The following is a 22390-nucleotide window of genomic DNA, read 5'->3' on the forward strand; positions in this document are numbered from 1 at the left end:
GTTAGCTGAGGCCGTGCCCGCGGAAAGCAAGCCTATTTCCGCAGCGGAATAAACATTATTCCTCGTCTTTGATAGATATTCAAATAAAAACTATATCATCACTTAGAACATGAATTTAAAAATGACGTTCGTGAGTTTTTTTACTCACCAACGTCATTTATTGTACAACCGGAAAAGCCTTAGAGAATATTCTCTAAGGCTTTTCTATATTTCAATTAATTATTTTGCATCTGCTAAAGCTTCCTCAGCTAAAGTAAAGAACGTACCTACTTTAATCGTTACTCCAGAAATTGCATCTGTCGCACCTTCATCATTTGTATACTCAATTTCTGTAGGATCTTGCGTTTCTACTAAGTGTGCTTCTACCTTTTCTGCTTGTTCATGCCATTCAGCTTGAGCACCACCGTTTTCTACCATTCCATACTCTCCATTAGCAGATACTGTATCCTTATCGTCTCCGCCATCTTTATGAACACCGTTCCAATCAGCTGCAACAACGTTTCCATTAACTACAGTTAAATCTACAGTATACTTCCAACCAGACTCTTCACTGAAATCAGCCTCTTCAGCATGATAAGCTCCATCTTTATAAGCACCTTTCTCTACCGGACCATCTGCTAAAGCTTTTTCAGCTAAAGTAAAGAACGTACCTACTTTAATCGTTACTCCAGAAATTGCATCTGTCGCACCTTCATCATTTGTATACTCAATTTCTGTAGGATCTTGCGTTTCTACTAAGTGTGCTTCTACCTTTTCTGCTTGTTCATGCCATTCAGCTTGAGCACCACCGTTTTCTACCATTCCATACTCACCATTAGCAGATACTGTGTCTTTGTCGTCTCCTGCACTTTTGTGAGCACCGTTCCAATCAGCGGAAACAATTTTCCCATCTTCCACTTCTAAAGTGACCATGTATTTCCATCCGCTTTCTTCAGAAAAGCTATCTTCTTGTGCGAAATAAATCCCATCTTCATATTCACCAGGTGTTACCTTTTTTTCTTTCGAATCATTATCTGCTGGTGCATTCGCGTCTTCTGTGTCATTATTACACCCTGCCAATAATAAAATTGAGAAAAGTGCAGTGAGTGCTACTAACATCCAATGTTTTCTTTTCATAACTATCTTCCCCTTTTTTATTTTAATATTCATTCTGTCACATTTAGTATTATAGTCCTTTTTATACTGAAAAGTCTATATAAAAGTTCAATCTTTCACATATTCGACAAAAATATAAACGATCTACATGTAATATTATGAAAATAGCATATTCCTTTTGTTCATTTAAAAACCGCTCATAATTGAGCGATTTTTAAATGTTTATTCTTTTGGTTTTAGATCTTCAATAGAGTCAATTTCCATATATGCTGGGACAACTAACCCTAATTTAGCGCCTTCTAAATTTGGTCCTAAGTCAATCACTTCATCTTTATATTCTTCATAAAATGAACCGTGTGTCTTTGGTAACCATGGTGCAACAGAAGCATCTGCATCATTTGTTGCTACTGCCTGAAACATTACCGCTGGGTCTACAGGAGTATCTGTTACTTCATACCCTAAGCTTGTCAATACATTTTTAACCACTGACGTAGAAGCGCGTTCAGTGTCCCAAGGAGTAGATACCAGTTCAATTTCTTCACCATCAACCTTTTCTACACCTTTTGTCCATTCTGCTACCTTATCTTCATTATCTTTAATCCATTGGCTAGCAGCTTCCTCAAAACTCATATCTTCTTCTTGAGTCATTAACATAACCGCTTCCATATCTTCTACTTCCCAAAAGAATCGATCAAGTACTGTATATGCTTCTGGCATATCTTTTTCTAATTCAAGTCGAGCAATTGTATTAATATTTTCTGCTTCACCAAATGAACCTTTTGGATCTTCTAAAAATTTCAGCTCATATTTTGCAAATTTCCAATGTGGTGTCCAACCAGTCACAACAATTGGCTCTTCTTTATCAATTGCTTCGTCTAAAGAAGTTAACATTGCTGCAGTTGAGCTTTCGTTTAGTGTATAACCTTCTAAATTAGAGTATTCTTCTAATGCATCTCCAGCTGATCCTGTAATTCCAGCACCTGGTTCAATCCCTGTAATTGTATACTCTATTGTTGCACCAACATCTTTTGTTTGACTTTCTTCCTCTTTATCATTCTCAGCCGAATCACATGCTGCTATAATCCCCAATATTAATACTACTAATCCTAATAAAATAAAAGATTTTAAATTTTTCGACATCTTAAATTTTCCCCTCTCTGGATAATTTATAAACATTCTCCATTCCTTTGTATAGTCAAATAAAATACTTGTGATGAAAAAGCTACCTTTAATATTCGTAAAGGTAGCTTTTATTTAATTAAAAGAATAGCTACAGACTATTCTAAACCACTAGTCCACTCATCGACTTTATCTTGGTTGTTTTCAATCCAGTTAGCAGCGGCATCTTCAGCAGAAGTACCACTTTGAATCTCTAGCATAACAGACTCAATGTCTTCAGGTGTCCATACAAAATTATCTAGTACTTGATATGCTACAGGACTATCTTCTTCTAAGCCTTCACGTACCATTGTTCCAAGATACTCATCTTCACCAAATGAACCTTTTGGATCTTCTAAATACTTAAGATCATACTTACTGAATTTCCAGTGCGGGGACCAACCAGTAACAACTATTGGCTTTTCGTTCTCTACTGCTTCACCTAATGCTGTTGCCATTGCACCACTAGAAGAAGCTTCCACAGTAAAACCATCTAGGCCGTAATCTTCTACGGAGCGTTCAGCAGCCTGCACTACACCTGCACCTGGCTCAATAGCTGTAATAGAGCTATCTAATTCATCTGCTACATTTTTTAAATCCTCAATCGTAGTAACATCCATATATTCAGGTACTACTAAACCAATTTTTGCACCTTCAAGGTTTGCACCTAAATCTACTACTTGATCCTTGTACTGCTCATACAAATTACCATGTGTTCCAGGTAACCAAGCTGATACCATACCATCTGCATCACCAGTAGCTACAGATTGCCACATTACAGCGTTATCTAATGGCGTAACTGTAACATTATACCCTTGTTCCTCTAAAACATGAGCCATAACGTTAGTAGAAGCTACCTCAGTATCCCACTCTACATAAACTAGTTCAATTTCTTTTTCACCAATATTAGATGTATCTTCACCATTGTTATCATCTGATGAAGTGTCATCTTCGCCACCGCATGCAGCTAACACAAGTGATAGCATTAGGACGAACACTAAACCTACATGTTTCCATGTTAATTTAAACATAGTAACTAAATCTCCCCTTTTTTAAAATTTATACTATATAGTGAACTTTTCAATATGAAAAGATTCCAACTTTACATTTTATTCCACTTTTCCTTTATTTAAGTTTTGTGTAAAGCGGTCAATAATAATTGCTAAAATAACAATCCCCATACCTGCTACAAACCCCGTACCTACTTGAGCACGTTGAAGTGCGGATAGTACATCTCTTCCAAGACCAGGTGCCCCGATCATTGATGCAATAACAACCATGGAAAGAGATAGCATAACTGTTTGGTTAATTCCAGCCATAATTGTGCTCTTTGCCATTGGTAATTCTACTTTGAAAAGTTTCTGAGAGCCTGTACTACCAAAAGCTTCAGAAGCTTCCACTAATTCTTCAGAAACTTGTCTGATTCCTAAATTCGTAAAACGAACCGTTGGTGGTGTTGCAAAAATTAACGATGCGAAAATCCCTGGCACCATACCAATACTAAAAAATGCTACCGCAGGAATTAAATAAACAAATGCAGGCATCGTCTGCATAAAGTCTAGAATTGGTGTAATAATTGTCTCTGCTGTTTTACTTTTGGACATTAGAATACCAACAGGTACACCAATAATGACAGATAATACACTAGCTATAAGTACTAAAGCAAAAGTATTCATTAATTGTTCCCATAGACCTTGATTATAAATCAGCCATAAGCCTACAACGGAGAATGCTGCTAGTCCAAACTTTTTACCTGTAACAAAAAACGCTAATACTGCTACAATTATAATAACGATAACGGGTGGAATTTCAGCTAATTTATCAGCAAAAAACTCCATGAAATTGCCAAATTGATTCTTGATAGGTTCAAATAAAAATGAAAAGGTTTCTGTAATTTCATCAGTGAGAACACTTATCCACTGCGCTATCGGTATTTTCGGCATAAAATCAAGCATCTGCTTCAACCTCACTTTCTCCAGCCAATGCTGCGATTACTGCACCACGAACAATAATGCCTTGCAATTTATTATCTTCTACAACTGCAACTGGTACAGGTGTATCATGAATAATATCAAAGATCTCTTGCATTGGTTTATCTCTTCCAACTGTAGGAACGTCCGTTTGTAAAATTTCATTTAGATCTCGAATTTCCTTCTTTCGAGCATCCGATGCACCATCAGCTGTCACATAGCCTTTTAAATTACGTTTACTATCAATCACATAAATACTTGACAGTCCTTCTTCACGCATACGCTCTAATGCAACACGAGGCCCGTGCTTCTCTATATTAATTGTTTCTGGACGCTTCATAATATGTTCTGCGGTTAGTACTTTTGAGCGATCAACATCTTCAACAAACTTCTCTACGTAGTCGTTTGCTGGACTAACTAAGATTTCTTCCGGTGTACCAATTTGTACAATGGAACCATCCTTCATTAGTGCGATACGATCACCAATACGAAGGGCTTCATCTAAATCGTGGGTAATAAATATGATTGTCTTTTGCATTTTTCCTTGTAGATCTAATAACTCATCTTGCATATCTTTACGTATTAATGGATCTAATGCGGAAAAAGCTTCATCCATAAGTAATACTTCTGGATCATTCGCTAGTGCTCGAGCTAGTCCCACACGCTGTTGCATACCACCGGATAACTGTCCAGGGTATTGATTGATATAGTTTCCTAAGCCAACTAATTCTAAAGATTCTTTCGCTTTTTTCGCACGCTCTTCTTTGTCAATCCCTTGTATTTCTAAACCAAATTCAGCATTTTCTAAAATTGTACGAAACGGGAATAGTGCGAATTTTTGGAATACCATGCTTAATTTCTCTCTTCTAACACGACGAAGATCATCTTTGTTCATTGTTGCTAGATTTTCTCCCCCAACAAAGACACTTCCTTCTGTAGGTTCAATCAGTCGATTAATTAAACGAACTAACGTAGATTTTCCACTACCTGATAAACCCATAATAACAAAAACTTCTCCTTGTTTTACTTCAAAGGAAGCACGGTTAACACCTACTGTGTCACCTGTTTTTTTCAATATTTCTTCTTTTTTCATACCTTGATCTAAGAGCTTTAATGATTCTTTTATATTTTTACCGAATACTTTTGACAAGCCCTCAACTTTAATTACAGGCATGCTTTTCACCTCTCTTACTTTCTTTGTCGACACAAACATATAACAGTACCCGTTTTTATCACTTTTGAAACAAACATTATATTCAAATGGATATTCATTACTGTTTTTCGCCCATAAATTGCTACTTTAATACTATACCCTTTTTGTAACATATAATTCAAACGATAAAAACCATTAATTTTGCGTATATTATACGTACAGTTTAAACTGTACGGAATTCACACAAAACATTCTCTAATTTACTTCTATTTCCTCTATTTTTTATAGAGATACTCAATTTCCTTTTTCTACTAAAATCGTGTAATCTTGATACAGTACTTTATTTATACAGGAGGTAAATATGTCTATAAACAATAGAGAAACAGTGTATCACAATGTTATTCATACATTCTCAAAAACAATTGAATTTTTTGATATTTCTCCTTCCGAAGCTCGACTGTTTTCCTTGTTATATTTAGAAAATAGCCCGATGACATTAGATGAAATGAGTCAAGCATTAGGTAAAAGTAAAACTGCAGTTAGCACAGGTATTCGAACATTATTGGAATTAAACCTTGTAAAGCGAGTATGGAAAAAAGGAATTCGAAAAGATTTATATGAAACAAACAATGATTTATATAAAAGATTCATGCAAACCTATATTAATAACTGGATAAAGCACGCACAAAACCAGCATTATTTGCTTAAAGAAATCGAGAAACAACTGACTTTTTCAAATACCTCAGAAGAAGAAGCAATTTTATTAAACAAATTAGCTACGATCATTGATTTTCACCAGTCAATAGAAAAGGCTTTTACTATGATTGACCCTAAACATAACAGGCTATAATACCGCACACATCAGTATTTTATTCCATTTGATGTGTGCTTTTATTTTTTTTTATAAAAGCTATTGATTTTTCCATTAAATCATACTATAGTCATTGAAGGATATTTGCCAACATTAGTATTCTTAGCAGGGAGGTATCGATGATGAATTGTTGGAAAACAGTTAATGTGCAAAAAGAAGTAGGCATTAATCGAATCTACCTTTTATCATTTTTAATCGGATTTTTATCATTTATATTTTTATTCGTGCCATTTTCTATCTTTCATCAAACGAGTAATTTGAAAGATCATGGTATCTTCCCTTTTATTTTAAGTTTAGTCTTATTACCTTTAGTGCATAAATTATCACACTATATACCATTACTATTCTCTAATCGTACATTTAAAATAAAATGCCGCGTTAATAAAAAGAAGTTTCCTATTATATCAATATTATCAACAGCTAAAATGTCAAAACTAACATCAATTATTTCGTTATTAGCACCAACTTTAATTATTACAATACCTTGTTTAATTGCAAGCTACCTATTTCCAAATCACTTTGTTTATTTTCTTATATATGCTTCTATAAACATCGGTTTATCTTCAACCGATTATATATATATGAATCGTTTTCTTCGAGCACCGAGAAAATGTATTGTTGAAAATGATGGTTCAAGTTATGACATTCTTATTATTAAATAGAGAGGTATCTTTTAAATAAAGATACCTCTCTTTTTCTTATTAAATACTATTCAAATATACATTTTTTTGATAAGGTAGTTAAAGAAGTTAAGGGAGGCATGAGTATGATATTATTTTTTGTTCCTTTTGCATTACTTACATTGTTCATATTTAACTCATTGACATACCGTTTGTGCGTACAAACCGAAATGTCTCAAGAAAAACAACCAAATGTATTCCGAACAATAAATGTATTGATCACCATTTTATTACTTTCTTCTTACATTGAGATTATTTACACATAAGACACAAGATTTATGTAAAGCATAAAGTAACCCATCAATAAGATAAACATAGAGGGTTACTTTATGCTTTATTAACCTATACCCATGTAGCACCAACAATAATTAACAAAATGAACAACACGACAATTAAGGCAAACCCTCCACCATAAGTTTTTCCCACGTAACACACCCCCTCTTTGATACCTATTTATATCGTATGCAAACATAGCTAAATAGATATTGTATATCCACCCAAAAATATGTAAAAAGTGAGTAATTTAAATATTGATTGTTTATTTAGCAGTAAAATGTGTTATATTGTGTCAAGAGCAATTCATTTTGTTGTTAAATTTTTATCTTAAAGAGTAGGAGTGTAATAGAATGAAAAAATTAGTAATGGCAGCAACGATCGCAGCAGGAGTAATTACGTTATCTGCTTGTTCATCTGATGATTCAGAAACAGTAGTTGAAACAAAATCTGGTAACATTTCAAAAGAAGCGTTTTATAATGAATTAAAAGCAGCAAATGGCGAGTCCGTCTTACAACAATTAGTTACTGAAAAAATTTTAAATGATAAGTATGAAGTATCAGATGAAGAAATTGATAAACAAGTTGAAACGTATAAAGAGCAATATGGTGAGCAGTGGGAAACTATTCTCGAACAAAGTGGCTATGCAGATGAAGATGCTTTCCGTGATGATTTAAAGACCCAATTACTACAACAAAAGGCAATCACTGAAGATATTAAAGTAACGGATGAAGAAATCGAAGCACGCTATGAACGTATGCAACAAGAAGTAAAAGCAAGTCATATCCTTGTAGGAGATGAAAAAACTGCAAAAGACATCAAATCGCAATTAGAAGATGGCGGTGATTTTGCAAAGCTAGCTGAGGAACATTCAATTGATACACAGTCCGCACAAAATGGTGGTGACCTTGGTTACTTTACTGCTGGTGATATGGTTCCAGAATTTGAAGCAGCTGCTTATGATTTAGAAATTGAGAAAATTAGTGATCCTGTTAAAACACAAAATGGTTGGCATATCATTAAAGTAGTTGACAAACGTGAAACGGAAGAAAAGATTGAACCATTAGAAGATATTAAAGGCGAAATTAAAGACGAAATTGCTCGTACCAAAGTAGATAACACAGTAGCTCAAGAGAAGTTGAATCAACTTTATAAAGAAGCAGATATTGATGTAAAAATTGATGAGTTTGAAAATCTTTTTGAAGCGGAAGATAAAGAAGATAAAGAAGACGAATAAATAAACTAAACTACAATGACGTTATTGTCATTGTAGTTTTTTCTATTCAACTACAATAGATTACGTTACAATGGAAGAAGACGAGTTGAACTTTGAATGGAGTGCATTGTATGACAAAGCAAGGTCATTACTTTTATCAATTTATACCAATCTCATATCAACTAGAAGACGAAAAGGCAGATCACATACTAAATCAGTTCTCACCTCCTTCTTTACCAGAAGGAAATCATTTCTTTTCTATTCAGGATAAAGTTAAAGGCGAATCGATCAATGAATTATTGTTATTAAATGAAAGTGAGATTCGTTTAACAAAAACAAACAAGCAATTTTTAAAAATGTCTTTTAGTAATAATACAGGTATGATCGATGCAAAAATGTGGGACAACAATGGAAACATTAACGATGTCCAGCAAATGTTAAGTCAGCATAGCGTATTTCGTGTACAAGGGGTTGTAGATGAATTTAAAGGAAATAAGTCAATTACTGTTAATCATTTGACACCAGAAAACAATCAAATCAACCCTTTCTCTCTCATGCCTTATACGAATCAAAACATGGAAGAGCTAACACTTGAATTATTCGCCTATTTGGATGAATTAAAAGAACCGTATCAATCGATTTGTTTAAAAGTAATGGAAGAACTTTGGCAAGACTTCTCTATTGCACCAGCAGCTAAAGGTTTCCACCATAATTACTTAGGAGGGCTATTAAAACATACGGTGGGTTTAATGCGATTTGCACGATATATTTTGAAATTAGAAAATAATCCAATTCAAGCTATTATAAAATTGGTTAGCGTTGTTGAAAAAGCCTACAAAAATGAATTATATCAATCTTTTCAACATACTTCAGCAACGAATTTAGTTTGGAAAGATACCATTGATCATTTATATGCTATGCTTCAAGGACTGAAAGCATTCCAAGAGAACGAACCTAATGATGATCTGTTGATAACAAGTATTTTATTCCATGATATCGGTAAACTATGTGAATATGATTACATTGGCAGATCGAATAAAGCTTTTGAACTTTTATACCCAACCGCTAAAGTAGCTAATTATAACGAAAGAATTCAATCTGGAATTACAATGGACCCACTTGGGGTGATGGTTGGTCATATTCCTTATGGCGTACTACTATTGAATAAAATAATTGAATTGTCACAGGTAGATATTTCTCTTTCATTAATTCACCAAATGAGTCATTGCATTCTTTGTCATCATGGATTACCAGAATGGGGAGCAGCTGTTAGAGAACCACAATCTTTTGAAGGATATATCATACATATAGTCGACTATCTAGACAGCAGGTATGAGAATACTGAATCTGTCAAATAATTCATGTTACGTTACAACAAGCTACTTATTTTCTATAAAGCACATAACCAGAAACTTCTTGGTAAACGAAAAGAGTATGCAGTTAGCAAATTACAAAATCCCTCAACCTACGAAAACAGGTTGAGGGATTTTAAAATGAAGGTCACATTATAATTATTTATCATGTTTTGGAATATACTTAAATATTTCTCCTGTTTCAACTACTTGAATAAATCGCATTAACCACCGATAATAATTTTGAGCATACCGCAATCGGTCGATATCAGTGGTAATCTTCTGGACTAATGGTTCATCCACTGTTTCCTCCCGAATTAACTTTAACTCTTGTATCGCTTCTTCTGCCTCTTCAATGTTTGTTTCTGTGTGATGTCTCCAACGATTCCCAAATAAAGAGGTGAATGATTTATACCAATCCTCTTCTGATTGGTATAAATCCTTTCGTATTCCCTTTTTAAAAGAAGGTTCTACCATCTTCATTTCAGATAACGCACGTACTCCAGTGGACATGCTAGTTTTGCTCATTTCCAAAGCATCACGCATATTATCTAAAGTCATTGGCCCATCATTAAAATACAATGTCCCGTACAGTCTACCTACAGAAGGAGTAATCCCATAAAGATTCATATTTTTCGCTATAACTTGAATAAACTTATCTACAATTTCTTCATAAGTTTCCCATTCTTCGGTGCTTTTTTCACTCGTCATCATTCAATCCTCCAATTACAACCTATACTTGTAAAAAGGTATGTTTGTTATCCAGTTATTAGTTCGTGTAAAAAGTTACATCATTTACTTACCCTTATCTAATAACATGCAAACTATCCCTACCTTTAGGTAACAATAAATAGATTCATTTGAAAATATCTTAAAATATTTTACCATTATTGCATGAAGAATGCGAATAGATTTAATTAAATCTTGTGTATTGTTATGCCCTCACTCTCGAGCCAGAATGGTGGAACATACTCTTTAGTAAACCAAATGACTTGACTCGTCTTAGATAATTCATTAAAAGCAATAAGCATGTTGTGTAATCGAGTAGAGTCAAAATGAACAAATGCATCATCTACAAAGAATGGCATATTATGTTGATGTTTAATAACGATACTCATTCCAATTCGCAAAGAAATATAAAGTTGATCTTGGGTGCCCTGTGACAGCTCCTGTATAGCATATCGAAATCCCATTTTATCTTCAACTAATAACTCAGCGCTATCTTCATCAATGAATACACAAAGGTAGCTACCTGATGTTATTTTTTTAAAATAAGTAGTTGTATGTGATAAAACATTAGGTAAGTAATGGTTATAATAAATTAGTTTTGTCTTATTTATCTTGTTTTTTGCTAATTGGTAGATTGCCCACTGTTTCGCTTGTTGCTGCAATTCATTTTGTAATTGGTAATAGTGATGTTTTTCATCTACTAACACTTGTGATGTTTCTAATTGGTAAATGTGTGCATTTATATCAGAAATTTGTTGCTGCATATGTTGCATTTTTTCGTTACTTTCTTTCATATTATATTGCATTTTCTCATATCTTGCTTCCAAGTCGGATTTTATTATTTTTTCTCCATTATTAATTATCATCCAATCTTTTTCAGACAATAACAAATTAAGTTGATTCTCATATGTTTTATATTCTTTATACAGCATGTCAAATGCTTGTTTTTGTCTTCCTTTCTCCAAAAAAGATTCTTCATCTTGAACGTTTGCGTGTTCCCACAGCGTGTTGATTTTAGTTTGTAAAGGTATCATTTTTGCCTGTAGTTCATCTAATTGGTTTACTAATTGTTTCCTATTTTCTACTACCTCATCTTTTTTGTGTACTAAAACATTGTCTTTATCTATAACTTGACGCACCCTCTCACCAATAGATGGGATGGTATCTGTTAATTCTTTTTTTGCTACCTTTTCTTGATATATTTGCTTAATGTTTTTTTCTAAATCATCCAATTGTTGTGTCAACACATCCACTTGATTCGTTACATTCGTGTATTTCTTTGTTTGATTCAATAGCGTTTCTAGATAATGATAGAGCTTTGGCCAATGCTCAACAGTGATTCCTTCTAAAAAAGGAAATTGCTCTATCTGTTCATTTATTTGTTGCTTGACTAGTTGTTGACGTTGGAGATGAAATTTTTTTACTTCATTTAATTTAAGACGCGCTGCATTCATTTCCTTGAGTTGTTTCGTTGACTTTTCCTGTTGTTCAACAAATATTTCTTGTTGTTTGAGCGTCTGTTTTCTTTCGGTCAATTCTTCATCTGTTAGTTTACGACTTTGCATATGATTCGGTAATGACTCAAAAAACGTCTCGATTGATTTTGTTGATTGAAACATACTCCATCTTACAAAGATAACCACTACCAAGATAACACCTGATAAAATGAACCAGATACGCTCTTCCAAGATCAGAGCTAGTAACCCAATGATCACTGTTAGACTAATACCAATTATACTAATTATGTTTGCTGTTCGTTTTTTTTGATGTTTTATTTTATTCCACTTATTCTGCTTTGACTGATTAGATTTTGATTGCTCTAGTTGATATATCGTTTCCTCTTCTCGTTCTATCTCTTGCTTTAATTGATGTAATTCTAACGGATCCATTAGCTGCTGATCGGTCTTCTTTTGTTCAGTTAATAAAACCTCATATTGCTCGTTGTCAACTTGTTGTTCATACTCTAATTTTGTAATTGCTTGGTAGAGTTCTTGCTGTTCTTCTTTCAATTGGATCCAACGTTCTTCTGTGGCAAATGGTAATGATAAAGCTTGAACATCTTCTAAACTCAAATCTAGCTGCAATTGATTCATAGCATATGTTATGTCTCGTTCTAATTCTAGTTTCTCTTGCTTTTTATTAGATAAAGCTTGATTGAATTGACTCCATTCTCTTATCTCCTCTAAAGTGAGATTCAGTTTCTTCTTCTCAGCTTCAGTTAATATAGACTGGTTGATATCATTTAATTCTTCCTGCTCTTTCTCTAATTTCATTTGAAGCATATTTGTCTCACTTTGCAAAGGGAACAAGTGACGATTCAGTTGATCAAAACGATCTAATCCTTGCTCAGGAAATTGTATCGTATTAGGATATAATTTTAGCTCGTCCTTTATTGTTTGGTAGGAAGTAATAGCATCGTATTGTTGAATCATTTGTTTTATACGCTGCATCTCTTGATGTAATACTTTCTGTTTCTCCTGAAAAGTAGTGAGGTGCTGCTTAAGCTTTTGTATTTCACGTTGTTTTTCTTGATAGTGGGATGCGTCTGCTTCTAGTTGTACTAGTGTTACCTGTTTTTCAGCTAATGTTTCCACTAGTTGATTGATTTTCGGCTTTTTTCCTTGTGGTTTAAAATAATCATTTAATTGTTGTTCTAGCCACTTCTCCGTCCAATAAATTTGATCAGTACCGGCCATACCAACCCCTAACAATACTTCACCTATATCTTTTTGTTTCATTTGATGAAGACGAGACAGTACCGTCGTATCAAATGAGAAGATAGACAAGAAGGTATCCTTATTTATTCCGAATAATTGTTTGTTCAACCAGTTCTCATCTTTTGTTAGTCCATCAGCTGTATAACATACTGCCTCTCCCTTATTTCGATCATGCATACGTTCGATTGTAAATACGTTGCCCTCATCTGTTTCGAGAGTAAGCCTTCCACCTAACTGACCTCCCTTTTTAGGAAGGTATAATTTCCGTTCCCTCGGAGGCATGCCAAACAGCATAAACAGAATAAATTGTCTTAACGTCGACTTCCCCGCTTCATTTTCACCAATTAAAATAATGAAATTCTGATCCGAAAAATCAAATTGTTTGTCTTGCCATTTACCAAAACCATATATTTCGACATGTTGAATTCTCATTAATTTTGCTTCCTTGTTAATTGATATAGTAATATATTTTCTGCTTCTTCAAGCAGTTCATCTTTTTCTTCTTTTGTTAGATCATGCAAAAACTTTCTTGCTTTCGGATGTTTCCACAAAGGATCGAGTTCACAATCTGTGTCTTCATCATCTTGCGATAACTTTAAAACTTCCCCTAGAAAATGTTCACCGTTTCGATAGCTTTCTTTATCAATTATGCCATGTCCTTTTAAATCAATTGATTCAATCCAAATCCAATCATTATTGTTAACCATTTTTTCATTAATAAAATCGATCATGTCTGTTAACATGCCTTCATAATAAAAATCTGCTACTTCTTTTGTATAATACTCGAAATTCACCCATACAAAGCTTTTTCCTTGTGTAGTTAATAGATTTAATTCTTGCATAATAGCTTTTTCAATTGATTGAATCGTTAGTAACTCACTAGCATTAATTGTAACTTGTTCAAATCGGATAGACTGTAATGGAATAAAGGTTAAATCCGTTCTAGATTTGCTAAGTTCTACGTAGTAGCAACCTTTTTCCCCAATTTCTTTCTTTGATCGCCCTTGGATATTACCAGGATAAATAATAGGAGGTGCTTCCTTCAAATGTTGTCGCTTATGAATATGTCCAAGTGCCCAATAGTCAAAGTCTTTGTTTACTAATTCTTGTACTTTAAATGGTGCATATGTATCATGTTCAGTATGCTGCTCAACACTCCCATGCAGCATACCAATATGGTAAGGTGTTGTTGTTTTGTTATATGATGATGTTTTATTTTCATAAACTGCTTGACTATGATAACTAAATCCATGAATAGTTACTAATGGATGATTGTTCTTCTTATATATATAAGTCGTTACGTCTTCCTTCTTGAATACATAGACATTTGGAGGATAATTCATGTTAATAAAGTCACGCTGCATATAATCGTGATTACCAAAAGATACATATACAGAAATATTGTACGCATTCAGTTGATTGCATGCTTGTAAAAACTGCATTTGTGCATACACGCTTTGTGTACTTTGATCAAATATATCTCCTACCATCAAAACAAAGTCTACACGTTTTTTTATTGCGGTTTGCACAAGATGCTCTAATGCTTTAAACGTACTTTGTTTCACTTCTTTAAATAACGATGTTGGTAAATTATCTAATCCTTTAAATGGGCTATCTATATGTAAATCTGCACAATGGATAAAACGAAGCTGCTCCATTATCGTAAGCTCCCTTCGAATATAGTTATAATAGTTTTATTCTATCAAAGAATAAAAACGAATGCACGTTCGATCCCTTTTAATTTATTGGATATTCATTCACAAAAGAACCCTATAGGTAGACTTTTTTAGTGTCTACTCTATAGGGTACATTTTTAATAAGTCACAGACTCTTTTTTCATTAAGTTATTCTTTTTTAGATAGCTGGATCGCTTGCTTGAAATCCTTTAGTGAAGAAGATCGACCATACATTAGTACGCCACCACGGTACACGCGCGCACCAATTACAGCAAAGATAAGTATGGTAGCAACCATAATCGCAATCCCTAAGCCTACTTCCCAAAATGGTATTTCTAACATACCTACACGCAAGAACATAACCATTGGAGTAAAGAACGGAATGTAAGAAGTAATCGTAATAAAGCTATTGTCTGGCGAGTTTAATCCAAACATAGATACCATAAATGCAATGATAATTAAAAGGATCACTGGCATCATGATTTGTTGCACATCTTCCATTCGACTAACCAATGAACCGAGCATAGCTGAAAGGGTTGCGTATAATAAATAGCCTAATAAGAAAAAGATAACCCCATACACAAATGTAGAAATCTCAATGTCTGATAATCCGAAAAATTCAAACATTCCACCAACTAATTCATCTTGCTTTTGTTTAATTAGCACATAACCTGCAGTAATAAATACAGCGATTTGTGTTAAGCCAAGCAAAGCAATACCAAAAATTTTAGCAAACATTTGCCCAACTGGTGAGGAACTTGAAATTAAGATTTCCATTACTCGAGAAGATTTTTCGTTCGCCACATCCATTGCAATCATATTTCCATAGGTTAAAACGGTCATATATAATAAAAACAACATGGCATAAACGAGACCTCTCGCCCCACTTAACTCTTCTTCTGTTTTTGTTGTTGTACCATTACCACTTTCAATAGCTACCATATCAAAGGTAACTGGTGCATAAATGGATTCAATTACTGACTGGTCTACTCCTGATTGACTCGTTGCCATTGCTATTTTTATTTGTTGGAGTTGGTTTTCAAGCATGGTAGAGATCGATGTATCTGATAGCTGATTTGTATGATAAGACCCGACTGGTAAGTTATCTTCATTATAGCTAACCTTCAACACACCTACATATGCTTCAGAACGCGCTTCTTTCTCTGCTTCTTGTAATGATCCATCATAAGATTCTAAAACAAAGTTAGCATCCATTTGTTCTATACTTTCTGATAAGACAGAATATATCGAATCTGTTTCATCGATTACCGCTACAACATCTGGTTCGTTATCTCCATCAAATACCCCAATGATAGATTGGATGTTAGCAAATCCAATAATAAATAATAGAAAAATACCTGTCGTTATAATAAATGATTTTGATTTAAATCGTGTCCAATACGTATGTGCTAAAACAATCCAGAACTTATTCATAGGATTCACCTGCCTTCTCAATAAAGATGTCGTTCAATGACGGTTCCTCAAGCTCAAATCGACGAATAAACCCTTTACCTTGAATGGCTTGTAAAACGTTTTGGGAAATGGCTTCACTTTCAATTTGAAGCTTACACCCTTCTGTGAATTTCTTCTGTGAAACAACTCCTGGTATATCCTTTAAAAAATCCAGTTCAAAATCTGCATGTATAAATAAATTTTTCTTACCAAACGATCGTTTGATTTCTGTTAACGCTCCGTGCACAATTGGTTTCCCATGCTGCATAATACATAAATGTTCACACAATTCTTCTACATGATCCATTTGATGTGAAGAAAACACAATAGATGTGCCCGATTCCTTTAAATCCTTCACCGCATCTTTTAGCATCTCTACGTTTACTGGATCTAAGCCAGAAAAAGGTTCATCAAGAATAAGTAACTTAGGTTTATGAATAACAGCAGATATAAATTGAATCTTTTGCTGATTTCCCTTAGATAACTCTTCAATTTTTTTATCGAAATACTCTGGTACTTTAAAGCGCTCTAACCATCCCTTAAGCTCTGTTAAAATATCACTTTTTTTCATTCCTCGTAATCGCCCAAGATAGACAATTTGATCACTTACCTTGAGTTTTGGATATAACCCTCTCTCCTCTGGTAAATAACCAATGTAATCACTCTTGCTATAATCGATGGTTTCTCCATTCCAACTAATCTTTCCATTAGTAGCATCGATCAATCCTAAAATCATTCGAAATGTAGTTGTCTTTCCAGCGCCATTCGCACCTAAAAAACCAAATATTTGTTTTTCTGGTATTTCTAAAGAAAGATTATCTACAGCGGTAAATGAACCAAATTGCTTTGTCACCTGTTCCAATCTTAACGTCATCTGCTTTGCTCCCTTCTATTCTTAGCTTCTTACTACATACGATACTAATTTAAAATAGTTTCAAAATTTCTATCATTTTCAATGATAATATATATTTAACATAAAAGTGAAGTTATTTTTTTACTTTATTATTAGAATGAATTTCATAATTGCTCTTTTTAAAAATACAAAGACTGACAGGATTTCTAAATTGTATTTTTAAAAACAGAAATCATGCAGCTTGTTGCTGATTTAATTGGGCATGAATACGATCTGCAGCCAGTTTTGATGCATTATAAACAAGTGTAACCATGTCAAAATGAACTTTCGCACGTTCTCCTGTCCGATAACGAACATTGTCAAGTTGAAAGAATTCTTTGAGATAGGCGTTAACACGTTCCACAGCGGTCCGACGTTTGAAAATATTTTTCCAAGCCTGTGAACCACGAGCTGGAGCTGTATATTTCCGGAGGTCTTCGGTTATTTTCACCTTATAAACTTTTTGACAGATACCTTCGTTGGCTAGTGGACAATTGTTGCACTCCTTTGGTTTCGTGTACTTCAATGTTTCATATTTAGAATCAAAGCTATCGTAACGATAGGAATGTTCACGAAAACAGGTCGGTGCGAAATGTTTGTCATAACCAAGGAGTTCGCTTTCATTTCGCTTGTTGTATGCAATGACAGATTGTTGTCCCATCCGATGTACCTGTTCGTAAATTGGTTCATAATCATACCCAGCATCCATGGTTTGATAACGCAAAAGAAGTTCGGGAAAGCGTTCATGAAGCCCTTTAAGTAATGGAATAGCTGCTTTTCCATCATTTAAACTGCCTGATGAAAAGAGAGAATCTAAAATGTATTGACTGGATGTACCAACGATTAAATGAGCCTTGTAGCCAAACCAAAAGACATTTTTCCCTTCCGAATTCTTTTTCACGCCCCATTTAGGGTCTTGAGGAACTTCGGCTCGTAGCTCAGCTAGCGGTACGTCTAATTGTGCTTCTATTTTCTTTTCATACAAAGGCAGGTTAGCTTCCTTTTCAGCTTTGTTTTTTAACCATTGTTCGCGCTCTTCTTTTGATTTGCGACCACGTTTTTTAGACTCGGGCTTTGGCTTTTCTTCTTTTGGTGGTGCTTGATCGCGTGCTTCGAAATGACAAGCATCCGTGGCGGCAGTGTCATCTGTAATAAAACCTTCTTCCATAGCTTGCCGTACTATGTTTTCCTTTTCGACTTCTAATATGTCACACTTCATCAATTTCGTTACGAGCCTAGAATAGGAAGCCTCTGAAGGAACGGAATCTGATACACGGAAACCACAATTCAGCTTAAAGGCTACATCATCACGAAGGCGTTTCATTAGATCTTTTATTGTTGGGATGCGTTCCACATATCTCACCACAAAGGAAATGATCATAGCTGCATAGTTCAATCCTTCTGGTGCACCTAGTCGTGATTTCTTCGTTACTTTGTGATATATCTTATCCAAATTTATCGCCGAAATAATTGCCTCATATTTTTGGGTAGGTTCCATGTCATATAATTCTTGGATGCTAAATAAGCTTGGTTGTCGTATAATGGTCATAGGAAGTATTCCTCCAGTCTTTATTGGATGTTGTGTCAACTACCATTATACAAGACTTGGGGAGGTACTTCCTTTTTTATGTTTTTAAACCCTTGTCACGCAAGGGCTTATAATTATGAAATTCATTCATTACAATAAATAAAAACGTAATAGATCATTTTATTAAACATGATATAAATCTTGTAATAAAAAATCTCGCTACATTAGCGAGATTTTTTACTATCTTATTCTTGTTCTTGATCCTCTACACCATATAACTGTTCAAGTGGTTTTGTGATAATTCTACTTACATCATTAATTAATATGTTCAAGCGTTGTTCTTCTTCCATAAGTTTAGAAATTTGCTCATGTTGCTGTACTGTTTCAACAACTTTTCGTGCTTTTTCTACTTCTTCTTCCGTAATCTCTTGACCTTGCATTTGTTTTTCTTGTAATTCGATTTGTGTATTACGGAAATCATCAAACATTCTCTTTGCGATTTCATCGGTCATTACTGTATCATACGCACGCTTTAAAGCTTGAAATTCATCACTGTTTCGAATTGCTTTCTCTAGATCATACGCACTATCATAAATATTTGCCATTAAAAAATCCTCCTAAAATTATAGCTTACTACTCATACACTATATCAAACCTATTTTAATTATCCAACCGTTATAATAATAATTCTTAAAATGAATTTCATTGTTTCACCAAATGCAGATCACAGTTGTTTCTAGCTTCCTGCATTATACATACTAAGTAATAGAAAAAACAGATATGTAGTTTATATAACTAATGATTTGTTATAATAAAAAGAAAACTAGAGGAGTCATCTCATGTTACAAAAATTGAAAAATATATTTCCGTCTTTAATACACGAAAATATGATTGATCCAATAAATAAAAAAGACTATCAATGGTTTATTACACCGAATGACGAAATTATTGGTATAAAACATCAGGAAATTACTACTAAAGATAATGCAATTTTAAAGACATTTTTAACCTCCTATCATGGTTTGCAATTACCAAGTACTGAAATAGAGAAGAAATGGAGTGCTTTTCTATTTGGCAATGATAACACTGAATGGATAGAAATGCCTGAAACTTATCGTTTTATCTTTTTTTCTTTATCCGAAGAGCCTACCGATTTAGCAGCGTTCCAAGAAGCAATTTACGGACTATTTCCAAATCGTGTACCAATTTTGTGGGAAACACCGTTCGAAGGATTAATTATTCAAGAAATTAGACCAATATTAGATGATGACATTTCTTTCACGGAAATAATTGACGTATTCAGTAGTGACTTCTATCTTGACTTACAATTATTTATTAGCCCGTTTTTCACAATCACTAATCGTGTACCTCAGTATTATTCATGGTTAAAAAAAGCTTATCAGCTGATTAGGAAAAACAACAATAAATCTGTGATACCTTATATAAGCGCTATACCCTACTTATTTATTGAGTCACTTCATCCAAAAGATTATCCAATATTAATTGAAACAATTTTACAAGAAGCAACAAATGATGAAGCATTACTTGACACTATTCAAGTCTTTTTAGAATGTAATTCAAACGTTAGTCTTGCAGCCAAAAAAATGTATATGCATCGAAATAGCCTCCAATACCGTATCGATAAATTTGTCGAAAAAACAAACATTGATGTCAAACAGTTTGAAGGAGCATTATGCGTATACTTAATTCTATTATTAAAAAAGCGCAATGAATAGATTATGTAAGCATGCACAAATTATAATATTTTTTTTGTGCACGCTTACTATTTATTAAATCCCAACCTTTGATTACACTATAGATATACTTAAAACGCTTTCAAAAAACTCAGGAGGGTTATACATGGCTGAATTAACTTTAAAACATATTGATAAAGTATATGATAAAGGAGCAATGAAAGCAGTTGATGATTTCAACCTTGACATTGCTGATAAAGAATTTATCGTATTTGTAGGTCCATCTGGTTGTGGTAAGTCAACTACACTACGTATGATTGCTGGCCTAGAGGAAATTACTGCAGGTGAGTTTTATATCGATGACAAATTGATGAATGATGTTGCTCCTAAAGACCGTGACATTGCAATGGTATTCCAAAACTATGCATTGTATCCTCACATGAATGTATACGATAACATGGCATTTGGATTAAAACTACGCAAATTCAAAAAAGATGAAATTGATCGTCGTGTTCAAAACGCTGCAAAGATTCTCGGATTAGAAGCATATTTAGATCGTAAACCAAAAGCACTTTCAGGTGGTCAACGTCAGCGTGTGGCATTAGGTCGTGCGATTGTACGTGATGCTAAAGTATTCTTAATGGATGAGCCTTTATCTAACTTAGATGCTAAGTTACGTGTACAGATGCGTGCTGAAATCCAAAAGTTGCATCAACGTCTACAAACAACTACAATTTATGTTACACACGACCAAACAGAAGCAATGACTATGGCAACTCGTCTAGTTGTTATGAAAGATGGTGTCATTCAGCAGGTTGGTGCACCGAAAGAAGTATATGATAAACCAAATAACATTTTTGTTGGTGGATTTATCGGATCGCCTGCAATGAACTTCTTTAGTGGTACTCTAGAAGAAGGGAAGTTTCGAGTTTCTGAAGCACAAACAATTGATGTACCTGAGGGTAAGATGAAGATTCTTCGTGAACAAGGGTATATTGGAAAAGAAATTATTCTTGGTGTACGCCCAGAGGATATCCATGATGAGCCAGTATTTATTGATGCAAATCCAGGTTCTAAAATTACTGCAACTATTGATGTAGCTGAACTTATGGGATCTGAGTCATACTTATACTCTAAACTTGCTGATCAAGATTTCGTTGCACGTGTTGATTCTCGTACAGATATCCATGGTGGAGAAAATATTGATTTAGCACTTGATATGCATAAATCTCATTTCTTCGATAAAGAGACAGAAGAAAGAATTAAGTAATTTTCTATTTTGAAAAGAAGCGGGCTCCCCTCCGCTTCTTTTTTTATGTGATATATTTTTCCTCTACTGCAGCCTGTAAGTAATAATCACAAGTGGAGCATTTCAGAAGATGAAGACAAAGATGTTTATGTTTGGAATAAATATCACCATCGACCAATTTCGTCGTTTCATCATCCATATAAGGTGCATAGTCATCAAATTGATTAATTACTCTACCTTCATCTACCATCTTATTATCACAATGCGTACAATTTCGTTTAATTACTTCCATACCATTACAAACCAAACACACATACATCCTGTTTTACCTCCATTCATATGACACACATGAGTACATGTATCAAAAAAGAGGCACACGATAGGTGGTGCCTCCTTAAGCCATCTTATTTATTATTGTTGTGAACCGAACTGTTGTTCAGCTTGTTTAACTAAGCGTTTCGTGATTTCGCCACCTACAGAGCCATTAGCTCGCGCTGTTTCTCCTGCACCAAGAGAAACACCGAATTCTTGTGCAATTTCATATTTCATTTGATCTAAAGCTTGTTCAATACCAGGAACTAGTAACTGATTTGATCGATTTTGATCTGCCATCTTTTACTCACCTCCTACAAACCTTAGTGTGAGCAAAAAATTAAAAACTATCATTTAAATGCATGGAAAATA

General features: G+C 34.1%; 22 protein-coding genes. 7 read left to right on the forward strand and 15 right to left on the reverse strand.

Going from position 1 to position 22390, the window contains the following annotated elements; all coding sequences use genetic code 11:
• Positions 1 to 219 precede the first annotated feature (219 nt).
• The 5 genes from ACH6CY_RS09130 to ACH6CY_RS09150 all read right to left on the reverse strand — a co-directional run bounded on the left by ACH6CY_RS09130 (position 220) and on the right by ACH6CY_RS09150 (position 5397).
• Positions 220 to 1116: an FMN-binding protein gene (locus ACH6CY_RS09130; RefSeq protein ID WP_374067030.1), complete on the reverse strand. Its 897-nt coding sequence runs from the start codon at positions 1114 to 1116 to the stop codon at positions 220 to 222.
• A 201-nt stretch (positions 1117 to 1317) separates the two neighbouring features.
• Positions 1318 to 2235, reverse strand: a complete 918-nt coding sequence (locus ACH6CY_RS09135; RefSeq protein WP_374067031.1) for a glycine betaine ABC transporter substrate-binding protein — start codon at positions 2233 to 2235, stop codon at positions 1318 to 1320.
• Positions 2236 to 2372: 137 nt separating this feature from the next.
• The gene (locus ACH6CY_RS09140) at positions 2373 to 3284 is read right to left on the reverse strand and encodes a glycine betaine ABC transporter substrate-binding protein (RefSeq protein ID WP_374067032.1); all 912 of its coding nucleotides are present in this window, start codon (positions 3282 to 3284) and stop codon (positions 2373 to 2375) included.
• 78 nt (positions 3285 to 3362) lie between these two features.
• Positions 3363 to 4208, reverse strand: a complete 846-nt coding sequence (locus ACH6CY_RS09145; protein WP_374067092.1) for an ABC transporter permease — start codon at positions 4206 to 4208, stop codon at positions 3363 to 3365.
• Positions 4201 to 5397, reverse strand: a complete 1197-nt coding sequence (locus ACH6CY_RS09150) for a quaternary amine ABC transporter ATP-binding protein (RefSeq protein ID WP_374067033.1) — start codon at positions 5395 to 5397, stop codon at positions 4201 to 4203. The genes ACH6CY_RS09145 and ACH6CY_RS09150 overlap by 8 nt, the downstream gene beginning before the upstream one ends.
• Positions 5398 to 5737: 340 nt before the next feature.
• On the opposite strand from ACH6CY_RS09150, the gene ACH6CY_RS09155 reads away from it, so the two are divergent.
• From ACH6CY_RS09155 to ACH6CY_RS09165, 3 genes are all read left to right on the forward strand, one after another.
• Positions 5738 to 6226, forward strand: a complete 489-nt coding sequence (locus ACH6CY_RS09155; RefSeq protein ID WP_374067034.1) for a GbsR/MarR family transcriptional regulator — start codon at positions 5738 to 5740, stop codon at positions 6224 to 6226.
• A 143-nt stretch (positions 6227 to 6369) separates the two neighbouring features.
• Entirely contained in the window at positions 6370 to 6909 is a 540-nt protein-coding gene (locus ACH6CY_RS09160; protein ID WP_374067035.1) for a DUF3267 domain-containing protein, read from the forward strand.
• 104 nt (positions 6910 to 7013) lie between these two features.
• A complete protein-coding gene (locus ACH6CY_RS09165) occupies positions 7014 to 7193 on the forward strand; it encodes a hypothetical protein (RefSeq protein ID WP_374067036.1) in 180 nt (59 codons plus the stop codon).
• 76 nt (positions 7194 to 7269) lie between these two features.
• Here the strand turns inward: ACH6CY_RS09165 and ACH6CY_RS09170 are convergent, their stop codons facing one another.
• Positions 7270 to 7353: a YjcZ family sporulation protein gene (locus ACH6CY_RS09170; protein ID WP_374067093.1), complete on the reverse strand. Its 84-nt coding sequence runs from the start codon at positions 7351 to 7353 to the stop codon at positions 7270 to 7272.
• Positions 7354 to 7553: 200 nt separating this feature from the next.
• Here ACH6CY_RS09170 and ACH6CY_RS09175 point away from each other — a divergent pair, with 200 nt between their 5' ends.
• Both ACH6CY_RS09175 and ACH6CY_RS09180 read left to right on the forward strand, forming a co-directional pair.
• Positions 7554 to 8438 carry a peptidylprolyl isomerase gene (locus ACH6CY_RS09175; RefSeq protein WP_374067037.1) on the forward strand — a complete coding sequence of 295 codons (885 nt, stop codon included), beginning with the start codon at positions 7554 to 7556 and terminating at the stop codon, positions 8436 to 8438.
• 110 nt (positions 8439 to 8548) lie between these two features.
• Complete coding sequence (locus tag ACH6CY_RS09180) at positions 8549 to 9775, forward strand: HD domain-containing protein (protein WP_374067038.1); 1227 nt, start codon at positions 8549 to 8551, stop codon at positions 9773 to 9775.
• Between the two features lie 153 nt (positions 9776 to 9928).
• Here ACH6CY_RS09180 and ACH6CY_RS09185 read toward each other — a convergent pair whose 3' ends face one another.
• From ACH6CY_RS09185 to ACH6CY_RS09215, 7 genes are all read right to left on the reverse strand, one after another.
• Entirely contained in the window at positions 9929 to 10480 is a 552-nt protein-coding gene (locus ACH6CY_RS09185; protein ID WP_374067039.1) for a GbsR/MarR family transcriptional regulator, read from the reverse strand.
• A 206-nt stretch (positions 10481 to 10686) separates the two neighbouring features.
• Complete coding sequence (locus ACH6CY_RS09190) at positions 10687 to 13647, reverse strand: ATP-binding protein (RefSeq protein WP_374067040.1); 2961 nt, start codon at positions 13645 to 13647, stop codon at positions 10687 to 10689.
• A complete protein-coding gene (locus ACH6CY_RS09195; protein WP_374067041.1) occupies positions 13647 to 14873 on the reverse strand; it encodes a metallophosphoesterase family protein in 1227 nt (408 codons plus the stop codon). Before ACH6CY_RS09195 ends, ACH6CY_RS09190 begins: the two co-directional genes overlap by 1 nt.
• A 186-nt stretch (positions 14874 to 15059) precedes the next feature.
• Positions 15060 to 16325 (reverse strand): ABC transporter permease, encoded by a 1266-nt coding sequence (locus ACH6CY_RS09200; RefSeq protein WP_374067042.1) that lies wholly within the window; start codon positions 16323 to 16325, stop codon positions 15060 to 15062.
• Complete coding sequence (locus tag ACH6CY_RS09205) at positions 16318 to 17217, reverse strand: ABC transporter ATP-binding protein (protein WP_374067043.1); 900 nt, start codon at positions 17215 to 17217, stop codon at positions 16318 to 16320. The genes ACH6CY_RS09200 and ACH6CY_RS09205 overlap by 8 nt, the downstream gene beginning before the upstream one ends.
• Before the next feature lie 211 nt (positions 17218 to 17428).
• Positions 17429 to 18784, reverse strand: coding sequence for an IS1182 family transposase (locus ACH6CY_RS09210; RefSeq protein ID WP_374067044.1), 1356 nt, complete (start codon positions 18782 to 18784; stop codon positions 17429 to 17431).
• Between the two features lie 224 nt (positions 18785 to 19008).
• Positions 19009 to 19368, reverse strand: a complete 360-nt coding sequence (locus tag ACH6CY_RS09215; RefSeq protein ID WP_374067045.1) for a YlbF/YmcA family competence regulator — start codon at positions 19366 to 19368, stop codon at positions 19009 to 19011.
• A gap of 234 nt (positions 19369 to 19602) precedes the next feature.
• Here ACH6CY_RS09215 and ACH6CY_RS09220 point away from each other — a divergent pair, with 234 nt between their 5' ends.
• On the forward strand, positions 19603 to 20499 hold the full coding sequence (locus ACH6CY_RS09220) for a PucR family transcriptional regulator (protein WP_374067046.1): 897 nt from the start codon (positions 19603 to 19605) through the stop codon (positions 20497 to 20499).
• A gap of 124 nt (positions 20500 to 20623) precedes the next feature.
• A complete protein-coding gene (locus tag ACH6CY_RS09225) occupies positions 20624 to 21727 on the forward strand; it encodes an ABC transporter ATP-binding protein (RefSeq protein ID WP_374067047.1) in 1104 nt (367 codons plus the stop codon).
• Between the two features lie 43 nt (positions 21728 to 21770).
• On the opposite strand, the gene ACH6CY_RS09230 is transcribed toward ACH6CY_RS09225, so the two are convergent.
• Together ACH6CY_RS09230 and ACH6CY_RS09235 are read right to left on the reverse strand one after the other, a co-directional pair.
• Positions 21771 to 22025 (reverse strand): hypothetical protein, encoded by a 255-nt coding sequence (locus ACH6CY_RS09230; RefSeq protein WP_374067048.1) that lies wholly within the window; start codon positions 22023 to 22025, stop codon positions 21771 to 21773.
• 92 nt (positions 22026 to 22117) lie between these two features.
• Entirely contained in the window at positions 22118 to 22318 is a 201-nt protein-coding gene (locus ACH6CY_RS09235) for an alpha/beta-type small acid-soluble spore protein (RefSeq protein WP_374067049.1), read from the reverse strand.
• Positions 22319 to 22390 lie beyond the last annotated feature (72 nt).

This window comes from Paraliobacillus sp. JSM ZJ581 (assembly GCF_044383835.1).
In the GTDB taxonomy this organism is placed as follows: Bacteria; Bacillota; Bacilli; order Bacillales; family Amphibacillaceae; genus Paraliobacillus.

Excerpts from the sequence above, each read along its gene's own strand:
- ACH6CY_RS09210 (WP_374067044.1), bottom strand. The coding sequence starts at position 18,784 with ATGACCATTATACGACAACCAAGCTTATTTAGCATCCAAGAATTATAT.
- ACH6CY_RS09180 (WP_374067038.1), top strand. The coding sequence starts at position 8,549 with ATGACAAAGCAAGGTCATTACTTTTATCAATTTATACCAATCTCATAT.
- ACH6CY_RS09190 (WP_374067040.1), bottom strand. The coding sequence starts at position 13,647 with ATGAGAATTCAACATGTCGAAATATATGGTTTTGGTAAATGGCAAGAC.
- ACH6CY_RS09175 (WP_374067037.1), top strand. The coding sequence starts at position 7,554 with ATGAAAAAATTAGTAATGGCAGCAACGATCGCAGCAGGAGTAATTACG.
- ACH6CY_RS09205 (WP_374067043.1), bottom strand. The coding sequence starts at position 17,217 with ATGACGTTAAGATTGGAACAGGTGACAAAGCAATTTGGTTCATTTACC.
- ACH6CY_RS09200 (WP_374067042.1), bottom strand. The coding sequence starts at position 16,325 with ATGAATAAGTTCTGGATTGTTTTAGCACATACGTATTGGACACGATTT.
- ACH6CY_RS09230 (WP_374067048.1), bottom strand. The coding sequence starts at position 22,025 with ATGTATGTGTGTTTGGTTTGTAATGGTATGGAAGTAATTAAACGAAAT.
- ACH6CY_RS09155 (WP_374067034.1), top strand. The coding sequence starts at position 5,738 with ATGTCTATAAACAATAGAGAAACAGTGTATCACAATGTTATTCATACA.
- ACH6CY_RS09215 (WP_374067045.1), bottom strand. The coding sequence starts at position 19,368 with ATGGCAAATATTTATGATAGTGCGTATGATCTAGAGAAAGCAATTCGA.
- ACH6CY_RS09150 (WP_374067033.1), bottom strand. The coding sequence starts at position 5,397 with ATGCCTGTAATTAAAGTTGAGGGCTTGTCAAAAGTATTCGGTAAAAAT.
- ACH6CY_RS09135 (WP_374067031.1), bottom strand. The coding sequence starts at position 2,235 with ATGTCGAAAAATTTAAAATCTTTTATTTTATTAGGATTAGTAGTATTA.
- ACH6CY_RS09235 (WP_374067049.1), bottom strand. The coding sequence starts at position 22,318 with ATGGCAGATCAAAATCGATCAAATCAGTTACTAGTTCCTGGTATTGAA.
- ACH6CY_RS09225 (WP_374067047.1), top strand. The coding sequence starts at position 20,624 with ATGGCTGAATTAACTTTAAAACATATTGATAAAGTATATGATAAAGGA.
- ACH6CY_RS09220 (WP_374067046.1), top strand. The coding sequence starts at position 19,603 with ATGTTACAAAAATTGAAAAATATATTTCCGTCTTTAATACACGAAAAT.
- ACH6CY_RS09160 (WP_374067035.1), top strand. The coding sequence starts at position 6,370 with ATGAATTGTTGGAAAACAGTTAATGTGCAAAAAGAAGTAGGCATTAAT.
- ACH6CY_RS09140 (WP_374067032.1), bottom strand. The coding sequence starts at position 3,284 with ATGTTTAAATTAACATGGAAACATGTAGGTTTAGTGTTCGTCCTAATG.
- ACH6CY_RS09195 (WP_374067041.1), bottom strand. The coding sequence starts at position 14,873 with ATGGAGCAGCTTCGTTTTATCCATTGTGCAGATTTACATATAGATAGC.
- ACH6CY_RS09145 (WP_374067092.1), bottom strand. The coding sequence starts at position 4,208 with ATGCTTGATTTTATGCCGAAAATACCGATAGCGCAGTGGATAAGTGTT.
- ACH6CY_RS09165 (WP_374067036.1), top strand. The coding sequence starts at position 7,014 with ATGATATTATTTTTTGTTCCTTTTGCATTACTTACATTGTTCATATTT.
- ACH6CY_RS09130 (WP_374067030.1), bottom strand. The coding sequence starts at position 1,116 with ATGAAAAGAAAACATTGGATGTTAGTAGCACTCACTGCACTTTTCTCA.
- ACH6CY_RS09185 (WP_374067039.1), bottom strand. The coding sequence starts at position 10,480 with ATGACGAGTGAAAAAAGCACCGAAGAATGGGAAACTTATGAAGAAATT.